The 19,223-nt window shown below is 73.1% G+C and carries 19 protein-coding genes and 1 pseudogene; 9 read left to right on the top strand and 11 right to left on the bottom strand.

The window, feature by feature from the left end; genetic code table 11:
* The first annotated feature begins 5 nt into the window (after positions 1-5).
* The 3 genes from CP970_RS33890 to CP970_RS33880 all read left to right on the top strand — a co-directional run bounded on the left by CP970_RS33890 (position 6) and on the right by CP970_RS33880 (position 4,297).
* Positions 6-1,568, top strand: a complete 1,563-nt coding sequence (locus tag CP970_RS33890) for a S8 family peptidase (protein ID WP_224058872.1) — start codon at positions 6-8, stop codon at positions 1,566-1,568.
* A gap of 153 nt (positions 1,569-1,721) precedes the next feature.
* Complete coding sequence (locus CP970_RS33885; RefSeq protein ID WP_055548599.1) at positions 1,722-3,119, top strand: CoA transferase; 1,398 nt, start codon at positions 1,722-1,724, stop codon at positions 3,117-3,119.
* Between the two features lie 167 nt (positions 3,120-3,286).
* Complete coding sequence (locus CP970_RS33880; protein WP_055548609.1) at positions 3,287-4,297, top strand: CopD family protein; 1,011 nt, start codon at positions 3,287-3,289, stop codon at positions 4,295-4,297.
* Between the two features lie 103 nt (positions 4,298-4,400).
* Here CP970_RS33880 and CP970_RS33875 read toward each other — a convergent pair whose 3' ends face one another.
* The 8 genes from CP970_RS33875 to CP970_RS33840 all read right to left on the bottom strand — a co-directional run bounded on the left by CP970_RS33875 (position 4,401) and on the right by CP970_RS33840 (position 12,183).
* Entirely contained in the window at positions 4,401-5,444 is a 1,044-nt protein-coding gene (locus CP970_RS33875) for a zinc-dependent alcohol dehydrogenase family protein (protein ID WP_055548601.1), read from the bottom strand.
* A gap of 19 nt (positions 5,445-5,463) precedes the next feature.
* A complete protein-coding gene (locus CP970_RS33870; protein WP_055548603.1) occupies positions 5,464-6,198 on the bottom strand; it encodes a lysoplasmalogenase in 735 nt (244 codons plus the stop codon).
* Complete coding sequence (locus CP970_RS33865) at positions 6,195-7,100, bottom strand: sterol desaturase family protein (RefSeq protein WP_055548605.1); 906 nt, start codon at positions 7,098-7,100, stop codon at positions 6,195-6,197. Before CP970_RS33865 ends, CP970_RS33870 begins: the two co-directional genes overlap by 4 nt.
* Positions 7,101-7,206: 106 nt before the next feature.
* Complete coding sequence (locus tag CP970_RS33860; protein WP_150494358.1) at positions 7,207-7,917, bottom strand: VIT1/CCC1 transporter family protein; 711 nt, start codon at positions 7,915-7,917, stop codon at positions 7,207-7,209.
* 24 nt (positions 7,918-7,941) lie between these two features.
* Entirely contained in the window at positions 7,942-9,186 is a 1,245-nt protein-coding gene (locus CP970_RS33855; protein WP_055550204.1) for an amidohydrolase family protein, read from the bottom strand.
* The gene (locus CP970_RS33850) at positions 9,183-10,484 is read right to left on the bottom strand and encodes an amidohydrolase family protein (RefSeq protein WP_055550202.1); all 1,302 of its coding nucleotides are present in this window, start codon (positions 10,482-10,484) and stop codon (positions 9,183-9,185) included. The genes CP970_RS33855 and CP970_RS33850 overlap by 4 nt, the downstream gene beginning before the upstream one ends.
* Before the next feature lie 15 nt (positions 10,485-10,499).
* Positions 10,500-11,384 carry an SDR family NAD(P)-dependent oxidoreductase gene (locus CP970_RS33845; protein ID WP_055550200.1) on the bottom strand — a complete coding sequence of 295 codons (885 nt, stop codon included), beginning with the start codon at positions 11,382-11,384 and terminating at the stop codon, positions 10,500-10,502.
* Position 11,385: 1 nt separating this feature from the next.
* Complete coding sequence (locus tag CP970_RS33840; protein WP_055550198.1) at positions 11,386-12,183, bottom strand: acetoacetate decarboxylase family protein; 798 nt, start codon at positions 12,181-12,183, stop codon at positions 11,386-11,388.
* An 83-nt stretch (positions 12,184-12,266) separates the two neighbouring features.
* On the opposite strand from CP970_RS33840, the gene CP970_RS33835 reads away from it, so the two are divergent.
* The 6 genes and pseudogenes from CP970_RS33835 to CP970_RS33810 all read left to right on the top strand — a co-directional run bounded on the left by CP970_RS33835 (position 12,267) and on the right by CP970_RS33810 (position 17,569).
* A complete protein-coding gene (locus CP970_RS33835; RefSeq protein WP_055550196.1) occupies positions 12,267-12,896 on the top strand; it encodes a TetR/AcrR family transcriptional regulator in 630 nt (209 codons plus the stop codon).
* A gap of 93 nt (positions 12,897-12,989) precedes the next feature.
* A complete protein-coding gene (locus tag CP970_RS33830) occupies positions 12,990-13,985 on the top strand; it encodes a DEDDh family exonuclease (RefSeq protein ID WP_055550194.1) in 996 nt (331 codons plus the stop codon).
* Between the two features lie 110 nt (positions 13,986-14,095).
* Positions 14,096-14,329 (top strand): hypothetical protein, encoded by a 234-nt coding sequence (locus CP970_RS33825; RefSeq protein ID WP_079043687.1) that lies wholly within the window; start codon positions 14,096-14,098, stop codon positions 14,327-14,329.
* Positions 14,330-14,380: 51 nt separating this feature from the next.
* On the top strand, positions 14,381-15,169 hold the full coding sequence (locus tag CP970_RS33820) for an SURF1 family cytochrome oxidase biogenesis protein (RefSeq protein WP_055550190.1): 789 nt from the start codon (positions 14,381-14,383) through the stop codon (positions 15,167-15,169).
* Between the two features lie 113 nt (positions 15,170-15,282).
* Positions 15,283-16,809, top strand: a pseudogene (locus CP970_RS33815) (glycoside hydrolase family 15 protein).
* Positions 16,810-16,813: 4 nt separating this feature from the next.
* A complete protein-coding gene (locus tag CP970_RS33810; RefSeq protein ID WP_055550189.1) occupies positions 16,814-17,569 on the top strand; it encodes an SDR family oxidoreductase in 756 nt (251 codons plus the stop codon).
* Between the two features lie 38 nt (positions 17,570-17,607).
* Here the strand turns inward: CP970_RS33810 and amaP are convergent, their stop codons facing one another.
* Genes amaP through CP970_RS33795 form a run of 3 tightly spaced genes read right to left on the bottom strand, consistent with a single transcriptional unit; the run spans position 17,608 to position 19,222 of the window.
* Positions 17,608-18,186, bottom strand: coding sequence for an alkaline shock response membrane anchor protein AmaP (amaP, locus tag CP970_RS33805; RefSeq protein ID WP_055550206.1), 579 nt, complete (start codon positions 18,184-18,186; stop codon positions 17,608-17,610).
* Between the two features lie 5 nt (positions 18,187-18,191).
* Positions 18,192-18,881: a DUF6286 domain-containing protein gene (locus CP970_RS33800; protein ID WP_055550187.1), complete on the bottom strand. Its 690-nt coding sequence runs from the start codon at positions 18,879-18,881 to the stop codon at positions 18,192-18,194.
* Positions 18,878-19,222, bottom strand: coding sequence for an Asp23/Gls24 family envelope stress response protein (locus CP970_RS33795; RefSeq protein WP_055550185.1), 345 nt, complete (start codon positions 19,220-19,222; stop codon positions 18,878-18,880). The genes CP970_RS33800 and CP970_RS33795 overlap by 4 nt, the downstream gene beginning before the upstream one ends.
* Between the last annotated feature and the right edge of the window lies 1 nt (position 19,223).

Genomic DNA, 19,223 nt, shown 5'->3' with positions numbered 1-19,223 from the left:
CGAACGTGAACAAGTCCTCCACCCGGCTCGGCGCCGTCGCGCGCTCCCGCCGCGCGCTGGCCCTTCCGCTCGGCATCGCGGTGGTCTCGGCCGTCGCCTTCCTGCCCGCGACGGCCTCGGCACGGCCCGCCGACCTGCCCGGCGCGAGCCCGTCGGCCGCGCCCGCCGCGGACGGCGCGTCGATGAGCTACGTCGTCAACGTCCGCCCGGGCAAGGCGAGTTCCGCCCGGGCGAAGAAGGCCGTCAGCACGGCGGGCGGCACCGTCGTCATCGCGTACGACAAGATCGGCGTCATCGTCGTCCACTCGGCGGACCCCGGGTTCGCGCAGACGATCCGCAAGGTCAAGGGCGTCCAGTCGGCGGGCGCCACGCGCACCGCGCCGCTGTCGGCCCAGTCGGACGACGCGATCGAGTCCGAGCGGCCGCTGACCGCCGCCGAGGCGAAGGCCGCGGCGGGCAAGGCGTCGGCGGGCCAGGACGAGTTGGAGCCGCTGCAGTGGGACCTGCCCGCCATGAAGGCGGACAAGGCCCACGAGGTCTCGCTCGGCAGTCCGAAGGTCACCGTCGGCGTCCTGGACTCCGGGGTCGACGACACGCACCCCGACATCGCGCCCAACTTCGACCGGCGGGCGTCGGCGAGCTGCCTGGGCGGCGTGCCCGTGCAGAAGGACAACGCGTGGCGTCCGGTGGCCAAGGAGAGCGACCACGGCATGCACGTGGCGGGCACGATCGCCGCAGCGAAGAACGGCACCGGCATCACGGGCGTGGCGCCCGGCGTGAAGGTGGCGAGCCTGAAGGTGGCCGAGCCCGCGACCGGCATGTACTACACGGAGGCCGTGGTCTGCGGCTTCATGTGGGCGGCCGACCACGGCGTCGACGTCACCAACAGCAGCTACTACACCGACCCGTGGCTGTTCAACTGCACGACGGACGACGACCAGAAGGCGCTGGTCGACGCCGTCGGCCGGGCCACGAAGTACGCCGAGCGCAAGGGCGCGGTGAACGTTGCGGCCGCGGGCAACGCCAAGACCGACCTGGCCCAGGACGAGATCCTCGACAACTCCAGCCCCGACGACACCACTCCGGTGCCGCGGACCGTCAAGACCAAGGACTGCTTCGACATCCCGTCGCAGCTGCCGGGCGTCGTGACGGTCTCCGCCACCGGTGCGAAGGGCATCAAGTCGTCGTACTCGAACTACGGCAAGGGCGTCATCGACATCGCGGCGCCGGGTGGCGACTCCACCAAGTACCAGGCTCCGCAGGCACCGGCCGTCGACGGCCGGATCCTGTCGACGCTGCCGGACGGCAAGTTCGGCTACAAGGCGGGCACGTCGATGGCGTCCCCGCACGTCGCGGGCCTCGCCGCGCTGGTCAAGTCCACGCACCCGCACGCCTCCGCGGCGCGGGTCAAGGAGCTCATGTACCGCCAGGCGGACCGGATGGCGTGCACCGATCCGTACGACTTCGACGGTGACGGCAAGGTCGACGCGGTCTGCGAGGGCGGCAAGAACAAGAACGGCTTCTACGGCGTGGGCATGGCCGACGCGTTGGACGCGGTGCGGAAGTAACGTCCGCGTTCGGTGGGAGCGGGGCCGGGTGACCTGGGGTCGCCCGGCCCTTCACCGTTCGGGCGGCGCCTGGCGGGGCTTGTCAGTACGTGCCGGTACTTGCCGGTGCTTGCCGGTGCTTGCCGGTGCTTGCCGGTGCGACATAGTGCGTGCATGACGCACACACCATCGCGAGGAGTGGACGCCACCGGTGCCGCCTGGGCCGCGCTCGACGGTGCGCCCGCCCTCCTCGACCGGCTCTCCTCCGTCACCCGCGACGGCGCACTGCCAGGACGCCTGCCCGTCGGCGCACTCGCCCGCGCCTGCGTGGGCGCCTGCGCGCTGGCCGCCGCCGAGCTGACCGCGCTGCGCACCGGGGGCGACGTGCCCCGGGTCCTGGTCGACGACGGCGCGGTGGCCACGGCCTTCACCAGCGAGCGGCACCTGTCGGTGGACGGCAGGAAGCCGGTGACCTTCGCCCCGCTGTCCCGGTTCTGGCGCACCGCGGACGGCTGGGTGCGCACCCACGCCAACTATCCGCACCACAGGGCCGCGTTGCTCGCCGCCCTCGGTGTCGCGGAGTCCGAGGACGCGGTGGCCGCGCGCCTCGCGGAACGGTCCGCCGCAGAGGTGGAGGACGCGGTGTACGCCGCCGGTGGGCTCGCCGTCGCGCTGCGGACGCCCGAGGAGTGGGCCGCGCATCCACAGGGGGCGGCGTCGGCGGGGCAGCCGCTGGTCCACAGGGAACGGCTCGGGCCAGCGCCCGCGCGCGGCCTCGCCCCGCTCACCGGCTCCCCCGCGCGGCCCGCCGCGGGACTGCGCGTGCTCGACCTCACCCGGGTCATCGCGGGGCCCGTGGCGACCCGCACACTGGCGCTGCTCGGCGCGGACGTGCTGCGCGTCGATCCGCCGGGGCTGCCCGAACTCGCCGATCAGCACACGGACACCGGCTTCGGGAAGCGGTCGGTCACGCTCGGCCTCGGGGACCGTGCGGATCGGCGAGCCTTCGACGACCTGCTCGCCACGGCCGACGTCGTCGTCACGGGCTACCGGCCCGGCGCCCTCGACCGGTTCGGGCTCTCGCCCCGGGAACTGGCCGCGCGCAGGCCCGGCCTCGTCGTCGCGCAGCTGTCGGCCTGGGGCGCGGCGGGCCCGTGGGCGCGACGGCGCGGCTTCGACAGCCTCGTGCAGGTGGCCACCGGGATCGCGGCCGTCGAGGGCGGCCCCGAACGGCCCGGGGCGCTGCCCGCGCAGGCCCTGGACCACGGCACCGGCTATCTGCTCGCCGCGGCCGTGCTGCGGACCGTGACCGAGCAGGCGTCGCGGGGCGGCACCGGGTACGTACGCCTCTCCCTCGCCCGTACGGCGGCATGGCTGCTGTCGCTCGGCGCCGCGGAACCCGGCGGGCGCTCCGAGGAGGCATACGACGACCCCGCGCCCTGGCTCACCGAGACGGACAGCCCACTGGGACACCTGCGGTACGCCCTGCCACCCGTCTCCTTCACCGGAGGGCCCGCCAACTGGGCGGACCCGCCGGGGCGTTGGGGCACCGACCGGCCCGAGTGGCGGTGAGGCGGCGCGCACGGCGGCGGCTTCGGCGGCGGGCTTTACAGTCCGATCGGAATGCCTTTGCACCAGTTGTCCCCCAGGACTTGCCCGCCGGGGGGACCCCTGGTGAAGATCATGTGGTGAGCTCCATACGACCGTCCGCCGAGCCCGGAGGCGATGCCGCGGCCGGCATACCGGCCACCGCCGCCGCATCGCACCGCGCGCCGCGCCGCCGCCCCTCCGTGGGGCGCGCCGTGGCCGTGCTCGTCCTGGTCGCCATCGCCGCGCTGATCCCGCTGCTCGGCCCCTCGGCCGCGCTGAGCGGCACCGGCGAGGCGAAGGCGCCGGGCACGGCGGGGATCACGCTGCTGCGCGCGGTCCTGTTCGGCGCGCTGTGCGTGCAGCTGGGCGAGGTGTTCGCGACCCGGCTCGCCCGCCGGGTGCCGGGGGCGCCGCTCGGCCGGGCGGGCGAGCCGCGCGGCTGGGGGGCGTACGCGGCGTGGGCGGGGTTCGCCGCGGCGCTCGGGCTCGCCGCGATCGTGGCGAACGGCAACCTCGTCCCGGAGCAACTCTCCGACCTGGACATCGGGCGCCTGTACGACACCCGGGACGGCAGGCTCGCCCTCGTGGAGGTCAACGCCTTCATCGCGGCCGCGCTGTGCGCGCGCTCGCGGCGCCCGGCCGGGGCGGTGCTGCCGCTGGCCGCGGTGATCGTCGCCGAGGCGCTGCGGGCCCATCCTCCGGTGGAGGACTCCGCGCTCCTCGGCAGCGGTCTCACGCTGGTGCACCTGACGTGCGGGGCGCTGTGGGCGGGCGGTCTGCTGTACGTGCTGCGCCTGCTGCGGCGGTGGCGGACGTCCGCTCCGGAGGCGGGCATCGCGGTACTGGGGCTCTACGCGCGCGTGGCCGCCGTGCTGTTCGCCGCGATCACGGCGACCGGCGTCGCCAGCACGCTGCGCCGGATGCCGCCGGGCACCGTCCTCGACCAGCTGACCGGGACGGCGTACGGCCGCACCCTGCTCGCCAAGGTGCTCGTCGTGGCCGCCGTCGCGGTGCTCGCGCTGATCGCCCGCCACCGGCTGCGGCGCGCCGGGGACCGCATCGGCGCGTACGTCCCCGCGCGCGGGGAGGTCATCGCGCTGGGCGCGGTCGTGGCAGTGTCGGCACTGCTCACGGCGGTGCCGGTGCCGATCCGCTGGTGAGCGGCTAAGCGCTCCGCGGGACATACGGTCCGCGTCTGCGGGTGCGTCGTGGCTGGTCGCGCAGTTCCCCGCGCCCCCTTCGGGGCACGTCACCCGCCCCCTCCTAGAAAGCCACCTGCACCTTGAGCGCGGTGCGCTCGTCCATCGCCTTGTAGCCCTGCGGCACGTCCTCGACGCCGATCGTGAGGTCGAAGACGGGTGAGGGGTCGATGGTGCCGTCCAGGACGTCGGGCAGCAGCTCGGGGATGTACGTGCGCACCGGCGCGACGCCGCCGCGCAGGGCGATGTTCCGGTTGAACATGACGCTCAGGTCGAGCCCGGTGCCGCTGCCGTGCGGGACGCCGACGAAGCCGATCGCGCCGCCGTCGCGCGTGATGTCCACGGCCGTACGCATCGACTGCTCGGTGCCGACCGCCTCGATCACGGAGTGCGCGCCCTGACCGCGGGTGAGCTCACGGACGGCGGCCACCGCGGCGTCCCCGCGCTCGGCGACGACGTCGGTGGCGCCGAAGCGGCGCGCGATGTCCGTACGGGCCCGGTGGCGGCCGAGCGCGATGATCCGCTCGGCGCCGAGCCGCTTGGCCGCGAGGACCGCGCACAGGCCGACCGCGCCGTCGCCGACGACCACGACCGTGGCTCCCGGGCGTGCGCCCGCGCCGAGCGCCGCGTGGTGGCCGGTGCCCAGGACGTCCGAGAGGGTCAGCAGGCCGGAGAGCAGGTGGTCGTCGGAGGCGGCTTCGGCGGGCAGCTGGACCAGGGTGCCGTCGGCGAACGGCACCCGGACGGCCTCGCCCTGGCCGCCGTCGTAGCCGACGGAGCCCCAGAACCCGCCGTGCTCGCAGGAGGTGGTGAGGCCCTCGGCGCAGTAGTCGCAGACGCCGTCCGACCACATGAAGGGCGCCACGACGAGGTCACCGCGGCGCACGCCGCTCACCTCGGACCCGGTGTCCTCGACGATGCCGAGGAACTCGTGCCCGATGCGCTGGCCGGGCTGCCGCTTGGCCTCGCCCCGGTAGGCCCACAGGTCGCTGCCGCAGATGCAGGCCCGCAGGACGCGGACGACCGCGTCGGTGGGGAGCTGGACCACCGGCTCGGGCACGTCCTCCACGCGCATGTCGAACGGGGCGTGGATGGTGGTGGCGCGCATGCGTGATCCTTCGTGCGGTTCAGGAGGTCGTGCTGGTCATACGCCTTTCACCGTACGCCCGGCCGGACTCCTGTCGTGCATCGGTCGCCGTCAGTACGCCCCTGACCAGCAGGAACTGCGCCGCGATATACGTGAGCATGATCGCGAAGTCGGGCCTGGGCAGCTGCGGCCACTCGGCGACGCCGGTCGCGATGAGGGTGTCGGAGAGCAGGAAGAGCGCTCCTCCCGCGGCCGCCGCGGGGCCGATGGCGGTCGCGCCGAAGGCCATCGCGGTGAGCAGCAGGCTGTAGCCCGCGACGGGGCCCCGCATGTCGGCGGGCAGGTCGGGCCAGAGGAGCGCCACGGTGACGGCGAGCGCGAGCGCGTACCCGGCCACGAGTGCGGTGCCACGCGCGCGTGCGGCCCCGCTCCCGTCCGCGTACCCCCTGAAGTCGCCGTACCTCCTGAAGTCCCCGTGCCTCTTGAAGAGCACGAGGTAGCAGACGTGCCCGGCCGCGAAGGAGCCCATCCCGGCGAGGAAGGCGGGGTCGGCGTCGAGGAGCAGGAGGGTGTCGCCGCCCCAGCCGCACAGCAGGGCGGCGACCAGCAGCCGTGGTCCTCCGCGCACCGCGACGTACGCCGCGAGCAGCGGCATGAGCAGCGGCTTGCAGACGGCGTGTCCTGGGCCGAAGTCCGCGAGGAGCGCGCCGAGATCGCCGAGTGCGGCGATGCCGAAGGCGCCGATGAGCAGGGTGGGCGCGGGCGGCCGTGTCACGCCGCACGCTCGGGGACCGTCGCGTCGGCGGCCCGCACGGGCGCCGCGGGGGCCTCTGCCGCGTCGGGCGCCTGCGGCTGCCACCCGGGCCCGCGGAAGACGCGTCCGGCCCGCTCGCGCCAACTCGCGGCCGCCTTCAGGTCCTTGGCGATGGCGGCGTACTCGTGCGTGGCGACGCGCAGCGGGTTGTGCGTCGTGATGTTCTTCGTCAGGCCGTACACGGGCCGGTCCGTCTCCGCGACCCACGAGCCGAACACGCGGTCCCAGATGATCAGGATGCCGCCGAAGTTGCGGTCCAGGTAGCCGCCCTGGGACGCGTGGTGCACACGGTGGTGCGAGGGCGTGTTGAGGACGAACTCGAAGGGGCGGGGCAGCTTGTCGATGCGTTCCGTGTGGATCCAGAACTGGTAGACCAGGTTGACCGCCGTGCAGAACGCGAGCGCGGCCGGATGCACGCCACAGGCGATCAGCGGCAGGTAGAACGGCCAGACCGTGAGGCTCGTCCAGGGCTGGCGCAGCGCCGTCGTGAGGTTGAACTTGCGGCTGGAGTGGTGCACGACGTGGCAGGCCCACAGGATGCGGATGACGTGGTGGCCCCGGTGCGACCAGTAGTAGAAGAAGTCCTGCGCGAGCAGCATCAGCGGGATCGTCCACCACAGGACGGGCACGCGCAGCGGGGTCAGCGCGTACACCCCCGAGTAGATCGCGACGATGGGGATCTTCCACAGGAAGTCGAAGACGAGGCTGCCGAGCCCCATGGTGACGCTGGTGGCGGCGTCCTTGGTCTCGTACCCCGCCGCGTCCTCGTCGGGATGGATCCGGTGGCTCACGATCTCGACGACGGTGAGCAGCACGAATGCTGGTATGGACCACAGCACGACGTCGGGCAGGTTCGGGGACATGCGTGCACCGTAGAACGGCTGGTTGCTCGCGACTAGGGGTTGTTACCGACAAGTATTACCGGCGGTACGGGGCCGGTTGTTGGTGATCCTCACCAAAGAGGGCGCCTCAAACGCCGACCGCCCCCAGCAGCGCCCCCGCCCCATAGGTGACCGCCATCGCGAGCGCGCCACCCGCCATGTTCCGCAGGACGGCGCGGCGCACGTCCGCGGAGCCGAGCCGGGCGCTGCCCCAGCCCGTCAGCGCGAGGGCGCCGAGCACCGAGAGGACGGTGACGGCGAGGCGCCAGTCGGGCGGCGGCAGCACGATCGCGAGCAGCGGGAGCAGCGCGCCCGCGGTGAAGGCGACGAAGCTGGCCCAGGCCGCGTGCCAGGGGTTGGTGAGCGCGTCGGGGTCGATGCCGAGCTCCACGCGCGCGTGGGCCCGCAGCGCGTCGCGCTCGGTGAGCTGCTCGGCGGCCTCGCGCGCCACCTCGCGGCTGAGCCCGCGCTCCGCAAGCAGGTCGGTCAGTTCGGCCAGTTCCGCCTCGGGCTGCTCGCGCAGCTCGCGCTTCTCCATGGCCAGGGCGGCCTTCTCCGAGTCGCGCTGCGTGGACACGGAGACGTATTCGCCCGCGGCCATCGACATGGAGCCCGCGAGGAGCCCGGCGAGACCCGCGGTGAGCAGGGCGCTGCGGTCGTCGGTGGCCCCCGCGACACCGACGACGAGACCCGCGGTGGACACGATGCCGTCGTTGGCCCCGAGCACGGCGGCCCGCAGCCAGTTGAGCCGTGAGCCGAGGGCGCCGCCGTGCGCTTCGTCGTGCGTTGCGTCAGTCACGCAGGGAGCATCGCACCACAGGGGTCACCAGATGCGTACCGACCCTCCCGGCGCGAACACCGGGCTCGTCGCGTCGGCCGGTGCCTCCTTGAGGGGTTCGTCCAGTTCCTGGACCGTCGGTCCCACGCGCGCGGCGATCTCGCCGAGGCGGTCCAGGTCGAAGCCGTAGACGCGGGCCGCGTTGCCGCCGACCATGGCCTCGATCTCGTCCCTCGGCAGGCCCGCGTAGGCGATGCGCAGGCCCTCGCGCGAGTACGGGTGGGTGCCTTCGTCGTGGGGATAGTCGCTGCCCCACATGATCTTGTCGAGGCCGATGCGGTCGCGCATGGCCGCCTCGTGCGGGCGCATGAAGCTGGCGCCCACGAAGCAGTTCTCGCGCCACACCTGGGAGGGTCCCTTGCCCATCGCATCGGCGAGCCCCGCGCCGAACTTGGACTCCGCCGTGTCGGCCTTCGTGGCCGCCGCGACCAGGCGCCCGTGGTAGTAGTCCAGCATGTCCAGGACGCCGGGAATCCAGCCCGAGCCCTGTTCGGTGAGGACCAGCTTGAGCTCCGGGTGGCGGCGGAACGCTCCGCCGAAGACGAGGTGCCACAGCGCCCGGTGCGAGAACCACGTCGTCTCGACCATGAACACCGCGCGCGCGGCCGGCTCCTCACCCAGCGGCGGCGACGCCGAGCCCGCGTGGTGGTTGACCGGCACGCCGAGCTCCGCGCAGGCCGCCCAGATCGGGTCGTACGTCGCCGAGTAGAGCTCCGCGAGGCCCGAGCCCGGCGGGGTGCCGGGCAGCATGACGCCGCCGGTGAGGCCCGCCTTCACCGACCGGTGGATCTCCTCGACGGCCTGGTCGACGTCGTTCAGGAGAATCTGGAAGACGCCCGCCCTGCGCCCCGGCGCAGCCGCGCAGAAGTCGGCGAGCCAGCGGTTGTGGGCGCGTAGACCGGCCCAGCGCCGCTCGTACTCCTCGCGGGTCGGCGCGGGGGCCATCAGCGAGGCCGAGGGGAAGAACGGCGGGATGGTGTTCGGGAAGACGACCTCGGCGACGATGCCGTCCTCTTCGAGTTCGGCGATGCGGCGGTCCGAGTTCCAGTTGCGGTCGGCGGTGTCGGCGAGGAGGTCCTCGTACGGATTGACGTAGGTGGCCGCCCACGCGTCGAACGCGTCGTGGTGGCGGGACTCCAAGTACGGCTTGTAGTCGAGGAGATCGGCGCCCGCGTGGCAGTCGGCGGAGATGACGGTGTAGCGCTCCTGGTGCACGTGCTGTGGACTCATGTGTCCGCCCCCAGTACCGGGAAGTCGTGGTCGGTCAGCCAGTGGCGGCCCACCTCGCGCGAGCGCGCCCAGGAGGCCTCTACGGAAGTCTGGTCGGCGTCCTGGCCGAGCTCACCCGGAGTGGGGCCGATGCGGCGGGCGAGCGGCGCGAGCTTCGCCGTGTCGAAGCCGAAGACGTCGGCGGCCGCGAGGCCCAGCATGCGCCGGGTCTCCGCCACCGGGATGTCGTGGAAGGTCTTCTTCAGCCACGCGCGCGTGTCGGGCCAGGTGCCTTCGGGGTGCGGGAAGTCGCTGCCCCAGAGGATGTTGTCGACGCCGATCTCGTAGCGCTGGGCGAGTTCGCGGCGCTTGGTGTTGGTGGCGCAGACGAAGATCTGGCGGTCCAGGTACTCGTGCGGCGGGCGCTTCAGCTCGGCGAACGGGGAGAGCTTCTTGCCGCCGTGGGCGCCCAGGTAGAGGCGGTCCATGAACCACAGGAGGTTCGGCAGCCACCAGCAGCCGGACTCCGCGACGCCGAACTTCAGCCCCGGGTGGCGCTCGAAGACGCCCGACCAGAGCATGAACCACAGCGGCCGCGCGGGCCACCACGTCACTTCGGAGACGTAGATCCCGAGGTGGTCGCCGTACTCGTGCCGTGGCGCCGCTCCGGAGTGGGTGACCACGGGCATCGCGCACTCGGCGGCCGCCGCCCACACGGGGTCGTAACGCCGGTCGTGGTAGGGCGCTTTGTCGACCCACATGGAGGGGATCATCAGCGCCCCGAGCCCCGTCTCCTTGGCGCGGTGCACCTCGGCGACGACCCGGTCGACCTCGCCGGTGATGGGCAACAGGGCGACGCCGCAGTGCCGCTCGGGGTGCTCGGAGACGAAGTCGGCCAGCCATCGGTTGTGCGCCTGCGCGCCCGCCATGCCGAGTTCGGGGTCCTGGTCTCCGGAGAGGCCGAGCCCGACTCCGAAGGGCGCGGCCGTCTGGCTGTCCACGGCGTCCGCGTCGGGGAAGACGACCTCGGCGGCCACCCCGTCGCCGTCCAGCTCCTTCACGCGCTGCGCGGCGTCCCAACCCCCGCGCAGGCCCTCTTCGTTGTCGTTGAACCACTTCTCGGCGAACGCGTCGTTGCGGATGCCGAGGCGGGTCGACTCCTCGCGGCGGGCCTGCGCCTGGCCGAGGAATTCGTCGAACTGACGGTGGAAGCGGCTGTCGAGATAGGGCCGGTACTCCTCGGTGGGCAGCCCGGCGTGGCAGTCGGAGGAGATGATCAGGTACGGATCGAACTCGTTCTGATGTTCCTGGTCGGTCATCGGTCACACGCCCCTTCAGTCCAGGATGAAGCTCTCCAGGTACGCCGGGTCGGCCCGCTCCAGCATCGAGCGCGACCTCGCCTTGATCTGCCGGTCGCTGTGCTCGCTCTCCGGGAGCAGCCAGAACCGCCCGGCCCCGATCCCCTCCGCCACGAAGTCCGCGACCTGCTCGACGGGCGTGAACTCGACCTTCTGCCCCGCGTCCTTCATCGCGGCCTCCCACTGGTCGAGGCTGCGGTAGGGGGACTTGCGGGGGCGGGACTTGGCGTACCGGTCGGGGCGGTTGCGGTGCGACTCCCACAGGCCGGTGCGCAGCATGTGCGGTCCGGGGAAGAGCACGGACGCGCCCACGCGCGCGCGTTCCGCCTTCAGATGCGCGTACAGCGACTCCGTCATCGTCACCACGGCGGCCTTGGTGACCGCGTACACGGAGGCCGTGGGCAGCGGCGCGATCCCACCGTCCCCGGAGGAGGTGTTGACGACGTGCCCGGGATCGCCGCCCGCGATCATGCGCGGCACGAACGCCTGGATGCCGTGGAAGACGCCCCACACGTTGACCTCGAAGGCCCACTTCCAGTCGTTGGGCTCGTGCTCCCACATGCGGCCCTCGGCGCCCGAGCCGACGCCCGCGTTGTTGCACAGCACGTGGACGGCGCCGAACGTGTCGTACGCCGCGTCGGCGAGCGCGAAGACCTGCTCGCGCGAGCCGACGTCGACCACGCGCGCGTGCACCGTCGCCCCGTCCTCGCGCAAGGAGGCGGCCGCCTTCTCCAGGGCGCTCTCCTCGACGTCCGCGAGGACCACCTTCAGGCCCTGGGCCGCGAACCGCCGCACCATGGCGAGCCCGATGCCGCTCGCCGCGCCCGTGACGACGGCGACCTGCCCTTCGCGCAGCTCCATCTCAGACGCTCCCCTCGGGCGGTCCGTCCAGGATCTGCGCGGGGTCGTCGTAGCGCTGGTGGACGTAGGGCAGCAGTGCCTGCGCGCTGACGCGTTCGGCGACACGGCCCTGCTGGTCGGTGGTCTTCTCGCCGATGGTGATCTCCACCACCGAGCGCACCGGGAGGTCGGCCACCGGGTCGTACATCGACTCCCGGAGGACGACGTCGCCGGTGATGCCCTCCAGCTTGCGGACCTTCTCGTTGCGTACGCAGTGCACGAGCACCGGGTCCGATTCGAAGCCCGAACCGTCCACCGCGGGAAGGAACTTGAAGTAGAAGTCGGTCTTCCGCGTCGGCTCCGGAAGCGGCAGGTCGCCGCTGACCGCGCCGCGCACCTCCACGAACGCGATGCCGTGCCGGGCGAGCGAGGCCCGCACCACCAGGCCGTCGCGGTCCACCTCGACCTCGCCGAGCTTCTTGGGCTCCCCGAAGACCTCGCGCCCGCCGATCAGGGCGCGCTCGTGGGTCATCGGCATCACCAGCGGATACCAGCCGGTCACTCCCCCGTGTTCGGCGGCGACGGCCACCGAACCCGCGCCCAGCGGATAGCCGGGCAGGTCGACCTTGCTGATGTTGGCCCGCACCAGGGGCCTTCCGGTGGGCTTGAGCGGCGGCGGCAGGACCGCCGCGACCGCGTCGGGATCGCTCTCCCAGACCGCCACCACGCCGGTGGACCAGATGTCGGGGAGCTTGGAGCTCGCGGTGCGCGCGGCGGCGATCTCCGCCTCGGTGCGCGCCCCGTACCGAATGCGTGCCATGTCGTACCACCCTTCGTCGACGCGGACTCGGGTCCGCTGCGGGGACTTGCGGGAGGTTCTGTAACACAGTTACAACAGGACTCGTGAAGGGTAAAGAGACGCGTACACATCTGAACCGGGAAGACGTGCTCGACGCCGCGGCGAACCTGGTGAAGCAGCACGGCCCGGGCGCCCTGACCATGCGCAAGCTCGCCGCCGAGCTCGGCACCGCCGTCACCTCGATCTACTGGCACGTCGGCAACCGCGAGTCGCTCCTGGACGCCCTCGTCGAGCGCACGGTCGCCGACCTCGGCGAGATCCGCCCCTCCGGAGCCACCCCCGACCGACGCGTCGTCTCGGTGGCGCGCGCCCTGCGCCGCCAGCTGCGCGACCATCCGCACCTCGTCGCCATGGTCCACGAACGGGGCCTCACGGAACGGATGTTCCTGCCCGCCCAGCGCGCGCTCGTCCACGAGGTGCACGCGGCGGGTCTGCGCGGCGCCCGCGCGGCCGACGCCGTCCGCGCCGTCCAGATCCACGTCGTCGGCCACGTCCTGGTCGAGCGCAACCGCGAGCGCGCCCCCGTGCAGCGCCCCGGCGAGGACGAACTGTGGACGGCCGAGACGGCGGAGCGGGACGCCGCGCTCGCCCGCGCGCTGGCCGGACCCCTCGATCCCGAGGCGCTGTTCACCACCTCCGTCAGGGCTCTGGTGGCGGGGCTGCTCGGCCCTTGAGGCTGACGGACCGGCACGTTTCCCGGCCCGTGAGGCTGACACCTGTCGGCCCAGGGACCTGACTGTCAGTCGCGGCCCGTATCCTCATGGACCATGCTCGAAGACCGCACGACCGCAGCGTCCGCCACCTCCTGGCCGGCCGCGTATCCAACGGGGTACGCGGTCGTCGACGTCGAGACCACAGGCCTGGCCCGCGACGACCGCATAGTGTCGGCCGCCGTCTACCGGGTGGACGCCAGGGGCGAGATCGAGGACCACTGGTACACGCTGGTCAATCCCCAGCGTGACCCGGGACCCGTCTGGATCCACGGGCTCACCAGTGCGATGCTCGCGGACGCGCCGCTCTTCAAGGACGTCGCCGAGGAGTTCGCGGCCCGCCTGGACGGCCGCGTCCTCGTCGCGCACAACGCGGTCTTCGACTGGTCGATGATCGCCAGGGAGTACGCGCGCGCCGAGCGCACCGCCCCCGTGCGCCAGCGCCTTTGCACCATCGCGCTCTCCAAGGAGCTCGCGCTCCCGCTGCCCAACCACAAGCTGGAGTCGCTCGCCGCGCACTTCGGCGTCGAGCAGCGCCACGCGCACAACGCCCTCGACGACGCGCGCGTGCTCGCCGAGGCGTTCCGCCCCAGCCTGCTCGCGGCGGCGGGCGGAAACGTCCGCCTGCCGCTCCTGGAGTGCCGTCCGCTCACCGAGTGGTCCGACGGCGCGCCCCGCATCGTCCGCCAGCCGACGGGCCCGACGCCCTCCTCCTCGTACCGTCCCGGGAGTTGGCGCCCCTCGCGCAAGCGGCCGCCGTGCCCGTACCCGAACCCCGGGCGGTACGAACCGGGCGAACCGCTCAAGCAGGGCATGCGGATCGCCTTCTCCGGAGACACCTCCGTGGAGCGCGAGCTCCTGGAGGACCGGGCGGTCGAGGCGGGCCTGCACATCGCGACGAGCGTGTCCCGGCTCACCAGCCTGCTCGTGACGAACGACCCGGACTCCGGCACCTCCAAGACCGTCAAGGCGCGCTCCTTCGGTACGCCGGTGATCGACGAGGCGGCGTTCGGCCAGCTCCTCCAGGACGTGGCGCCCGCTTCGGAGGGATGACCGCGTCCCCGTCGGAGGGATGACCGCGGCGGCGTCAGACGGGTGATTGGCGGGCGACTCGCCCGCCGACCGCTCGCCCCGCGCCGCACCCGCGTCCCACCCTGTGGCGCATGGCACGTTGCGAGGTCTGCGGAAACGACTACGGCATGTCCTTCGAAGTGCACGCACAAGGTGCGGTGCACGTCTTCGACTGCTTCTCCTGCGCCATCCACCGCATGGCGCCGATCTGCGAGCACTGCCGGTGCCGCATCATCGGGCAGGGCGTCGAGGTCGAGGGGCACTGGTACTGCGGCGCCCACTGTTCGCGCGCGGAGGGGCGGGTGGGCATCATCGACAAGGTCTGACACCCGACCCCACCCCCAGACACCCCATGACGCTAGTTGTACCGTCGTGGGGTGTACCGCTTCCTGTTGTCCCGGCAGTGGGTGATCCTCACCCTCATCGCCCTCGTCCTCATTCCCGTGATGGTCGAGCTCGGCTTCTGGCAGCTGCATCGGCACGAACACCGCGTCGCGCAGAACCAGCGGGTCACCGAGGCGCTCGCGGCCGACCCGGTCCCCGCCGAGAAGCTCACCTCGCCAGGGCATGAGGTGCCCAAGACCGATCTGTACCGCCGGGTGAGCGCCAAGGGGACGTACGACGCGAAGCACGAGGTCGTCGTGCGGCGCCGCACCAACTCGGACGACGAGGTCGGCTTCCACGTCCTGACCCCGTTCGTCCTCGACGACGGCAAGGTGCTCCTGGTCAACCGCGGCTGGATCCCGGCCGACGGACCGCAGACCGCGTTCCCGAAGATCCCCGCGCCGCCCAAGGGCGAGGTCACCGTCACCGGCCGCATGATGGCCGACGAGACGTCCGCGGCGAGCGGCATCAAGGACGTCCGCGGCCTGCCCGACCGTCAGATCATGCTGATCAGCAGCGGCCAGCAGGCCGACGCCCTCGGCAAGCAGGTGCTCGGCGGGTACGTCGAGCTGACCTCGCCCGAGGCGGTCGGCGGGTCTCCGCAGCTGATCGGCGGGCCCGATCACAGCGGGATCGGGCCGCACATGGCGTACGCCGTCCAGTGGTGGCTCTTTGCCGCGGGCGTCCCCGTCGGGTGGGTCGTGCTGGTCCGCAGGGAGCGGCGGGACCGGGCCGCGGCCGCGGCTGCGCCTGCTCCGGAGGCGACTCCGGCCCCCGTGTAGGCGCTTCGCCAGGTTGGTTCGGAGTCCGCGGGCCGTCTGTGGCTGAGCGCGCAGTTCCCCGCGCCCCTAAAGGGGCCCGGTTGGTGCGAGCCCCCATCGGGAACCCGTAACCCGTGCCCCACCCCATCGAGGACTACGCGCTCATCGGCGACCACCAGACCGCCGCCCTGGTCTCCCGGGACGGCTCGCTGGACTGGCTCTGCCTGCCCCGGCTCGACTCGGCCGCCTCGCCGCCCTGCTCGGCGACGAGGAGAACGGCCACTGGCGCATCGCCCCGAAGGGTACGGGCCCTTGCACCCGCCGCTCCTACCGCCGCGACTCGCTCGTCCTGGACTCCGAGTGGGACACCGAGGACGGCTCCGTCCGCGTCATCGACTTCATGCCGCAGCGCGACCGCGCCCCCGACGTCGTACGCATCGTCGAGGGTCTGAAGGGCAGCGTCACCCTGCGCGGCACGCTCCGGCTCCGCTTCGACTACGGCTCGGTGGTGCCGTGGATGCGCAGGACGGACGGGTACCGCGTCGCCGTCGCGGGGCCCGACTCCACATGGCTGCGCGCCGATCCTTCGGTGCGCACCTGGGGCGAGGACTTCGGCACGCACTCCGAGTTCACCGTCGAGGAGGGCGAGAAGGTCGCGTTCGTCCTCACCTGGCACCCCTCGCACGAGCCGCGCCCGCCGCTCGTCGACCCGTACGACGCGCTGCGGGACAGCCTCGCCGACTGGCGCGACTGGGCCGGGCGCTGCCGCTACGACGGGCCGCACCGCGATGCCGTCGTCCGCTCCCTGATCACCCTGAAGGCCCTCACCTACGCGCCGACCGGCGGCATCGTGGCCGCCCCCACCACCTCGCTGCCCGAGGAGATCGGCGGCGTACGCAACTGGGACTACCGCTACTGCTGGCTGCGGGACGCCACCCTCGCCCTGGGCGCGCTGCTCTCGGCCGGTTACTCGGAGGAGGCCGAGGCGTGGCGCGACTGGCTGCTCCGCGCGGTCGCGGGCAACCCGGACGACCTGCAGATCATGTACGGACTCGCCGGTGAACGGCGTCTTCCGGAGTACGAGATCCCGTGGCTGAGCGGCTACGCGGGCTCCGCGCCCGTGCGCGTCGGCAACGACGCCGCGCACCAGCTGCAGCTCGACGTATACGGCGAGGTCGTCGACTCCCTCGCGCTCGCGCGCCGTGCGGGCCTGCGCGGCGAGGCCGCCCGCTGGCGCAAGCTGCGCGACGAGGTGCACCAGGAGGTGTGCGAACAGGGGTACGACGCGGAGCGGAACACCTTCACCCAGTACTACGGCTCGGCCGAGCTGGACGCCGCGCTGCTGCTGATCCCCCGGGTGGGCTTCCTGCCGCCCGAGGACCCCCGCGTCATCGGCACGCTCGACGCGGTCCGCGACGAGCTCGGCCATCACCGCCTGCTGCGCCGCTACACGGCCGACGGGACGGACCTCGACGGCCTGCCGGGCGGAGGCGCGCGAGTTGTTCGAACACCTGGTGGGGCTGAGCAACGACGTGGGGCTGCTCTCCGAGGAGTACGACCCGGTGGCCCGGCGCCAGCTGGGCAACTTCCCGCAGGCATTCAGCCATATCGGACTCGTGGGCACCGCCCTCGCGCTCTTCGGCGGGGGCGCGGGAGGATAGAGCCATGGATCTTGGACTGAAAGACCGTGTCTACGTAGTCACCGGCGCCACCCGCGGCCTCGGCAACGCCACCGCGCGTCAGCTGGTCGCGGACGGCGCGAAGGTCGTCGTCACCGGACGGGACGAGAAGACCGTCGCCGAGGCGGCCGCCGACCTCGGCCCGAACGCGGTGGGCGTCGCCGCGGACAACGCGGAGCCCGCCGCGGCCGACCGGCTGATCGCCGCCGCCCGCGAGCGCTTCGGGCGCTTCGACGGCGTGCTGATCAGCGTCGGCGGGCCCGCCCCCGGCTTCGTCGCGGACAACACCGACGAGCAGTGGCAGTCGGCGTTCGAGTCCGTCTTCCTCGGTGCCGTGCGGCTCGCGCGCTCCGCCGCCGCCGAACTCGGCGAGGGCGGCGTCATCGCCTTCGTGCTCTCCAGTTCGGTGTACGAGCCGATCGCGGGCCTGACCATCTCGAACGGCCTGCGCCCCGGTCTCGCCGGGTTCGCCAAGTCGCTCTCCGACGAGCTCGGGCCGCGCGGCATCCGCGTGCTCGGTGTGCTCCCCGGCCGGATCAGCACCGACCGCATGCGCCAGCTCGACGGCCTCTCGCCCGACCCGGAGGCCACCCGCGCCGCCAACGAGGCACGCATTCCGCTGCGCCGCTACGGCACTCCCGAGGAGTTCGGCCGCACGGCGGCGTTCCTGCTCTCGCCCGCCGCGTCGTACCTCACCGGAATCATGGTGCCGGTGGACGGCGGGGCACTCAGCGGCTTCTGAGGACGCCCCCGGCACGCTCCCGGCAGGGGCCGCGGGGCTCAACTCACGCGTTCGGCACGGTGCTTGACGGCCCGCAGCCGCACGGTGGCGGGCAGACTCGCGAGCCCCGCGGAGTCGCGGGCGTGCGCGAGGGCTTCGGCGGAGAGCCGGTGCAGCGCCTCGGAGGGCGTGGCGTGGGGTTCGAGCACGAGCTCCACGCGCGCCTGCGGGGTGCCGCGCCGACCGGTGAGGACGACCTGGGCGCGCTCGACGCCCTCCAGCGTCTCGGCCTCGCCGCTCAGCACGTTCTCCATGGCGCGCCCGCGCAGCAGCGCGCCCTCCCCGTCGCCGGTCTCCACCAGGACCTCCGAGAGCCGCCGCCTGCGCAGCTGCGCCGAGAGCCACCACAGGGCGAGCAGCACGACCACCGCGAGTCCCGCGATGACGACGGGCCAGAACCATCCCGCGTCGCGCCAGCGCGCCCGGTCGGCGGCGCTGACCAGGACGTCGTGCCGGTCGTCGTGGATCCACCAGGAGGGCGGGGACGCGCCGAGACCGACGGCGAGCACGGCGCCGCCGACGACGAACAGCACGAGCCCGGCGAGCCCGAGGACCACGCGGTTGACGCTCCGCGGCATCGCGCTCACCCCTTCCTGCCCGGCCGCGCGACGCGCACCGCGAGGCCGGGGGCCTTGGCCAGGCCCAGATCGCGGATGCCGTCGGCGAGCGTGGCGTCCAAGTCGCCGCGCACGTCGTCAAGTTCACGGAAGTGCGAGACGGCCCGCACGTCGACCTTGGACCGGGTCACGCGGACCCGCACGGACTGCACGCCCGACACGTCCATGGCCCGGTCGCGCAGCACCATGGCGGCGGCGCCCCTGTGCAGCCCGGCGCGTACGTCCGCGTGGGTGCGGCGCATCGGCAGGACGGCCCGGAGACCGGGGGTCGTGGCGAGCACGATCAGCCACACCCCGACGAGAGCGGCCAGCGCGGCACCCGCGAGGACCGCGGTGTCGTCCAGGGGCCGCTCGCCCAGCTCACGGGCGAGGACGCGCCGCCAGCGCATCGCGGGGTGGTCGGCGCGCACGGCGACCACGTCGTAGAGGAAAAGACCCGCGCCGCCGAGCAGCAGCAGCGCGAGGAGGGCGGCGGGCACCCGGCGCGGCGACCAGAACCGGCCCGCCTTGTCCTCGCCCTCCGACAGAGTGGGCAGCGGCCGGTAGGCGGCCGCGGAGGCCGACTGGTCGAGCTCGCTCTCCGCGTGCTCCACCTGCTCCGTCTGCTCGATGACCGGCAGCGGCCGGGTGCCGCCGCCCCCTTGGGGCTCGCTCATCGTGTCCTCCCCTGTGCCGCCGCGCGTACCTGCGCCGAGTGCAGCCGCTCCACCTGGACGGCCACCTCGGGCACATCCATTCCCGCCAACGCCTTTACCCGCTGGGCGACATGGCGACGCACGGCACCGCACTGACCGCCGATGTCGCTCGGGTAGTCCAGTTCGAGACTGATGCGGACCCGGGCGGTGTCGTGGCTGACGGAGACGGTGGCGTGCGGCGGCGCACCGTCGGCGGGCACGGCGGCGAGCGCCTCACGCGCGGCGCGTGCGGCGATCTTCGCGACGACCCGGTCGGCGATCCGGGTCGCGCCGCGCTCCCCGGGCGCGACCTGTGCCGCCACC

The sequence above is a fragment of the Streptomyces kanamyceticus genome (assembly GCF_008704495.1).
Taxonomy (GTDB): Bacteria; Actinomycetota; Actinomycetes; order Streptomycetales; family Streptomycetaceae; genus Streptomyces; species Streptomyces kanamyceticus.
The sequence above is the reverse complement of the archived record's forward strand: the minus strand, read 5'-3'. Positions and strand labels throughout refer to the sequence as shown.

Coding starts and splice junctions, on each gene's coding strand:
- CP970_RS33885 (WP_055548599.1), top strand. CDS start 1,722: ATGACGCACACACCATCGCGAGGAGTGGACGCCACCGGTGCCGCCTGG.
- CP970_RS33875 (WP_055548601.1), bottom strand. CDS start 5,444: ATGCGCGCCACCACCATCCACGCCCCGTTCGACATGCGCGTGGAGGAC.
- CP970_RS33865 (WP_055548605.1), bottom strand. CDS start 7,100: ATGTCCCCGAACCTGCCCGACGTCGTGCTGTGGTCCATACCAGCATTC.
- CP970_RS33855 (WP_055550204.1), bottom strand. CDS start 9,186: ATGAGTCCACAGCACGTGCACCAGGAGCGCTACACCGTCATCTCCGCC.
- CP970_RS33850 (WP_055550202.1), bottom strand. CDS start 10,484: ATGACCGACCAGGAACATCAGAACGAGTTCGATCCGTACCTGATCATC.
- CP970_RS33845 (WP_055550200.1), bottom strand. CDS start 11,384: ATGGAGCTGCGCGAAGGGCAGGTCGCCGTCGTCACGGGCGCGGCGAGC.
- CP970_RS33840 (WP_055550198.1), bottom strand. CDS start 12,183: ATGGCACGCATTCGGTACGGGGCGCGCACCGAGGCGGAGATCGCCGCC.
- CP970_RS33830 (WP_055550194.1), top strand. CDS start 12,990: ATGCTCGAAGACCGCACGACCGCAGCGTCCGCCACCTCCTGGCCGGCC.
- CP970_RS33825 (WP_079043687.1), top strand. CDS start 14,096: ATGGCACGTTGCGAGGTCTGCGGAAACGACTACGGCATGTCCTTCGAA.
- CP970_RS33810 (WP_055550189.1), top strand. CDS start 16,814: ATGGATCTTGGACTGAAAGACCGTGTCTACGTAGTCACCGGCGCCACC.
- amaP (WP_055550206.1), bottom strand. CDS start 18,186: ATGCCGCGGAGCGTCAACCGCGTGGTCCTCGGGCTCGCCGGGCTCGTG.
- CP970_RS33800 (WP_055550187.1), bottom strand. CDS start 18,881: ATGAGCGAGCCCCAAGGGGGCGGCGGCACCCGGCCGCTGCCGGTCATC.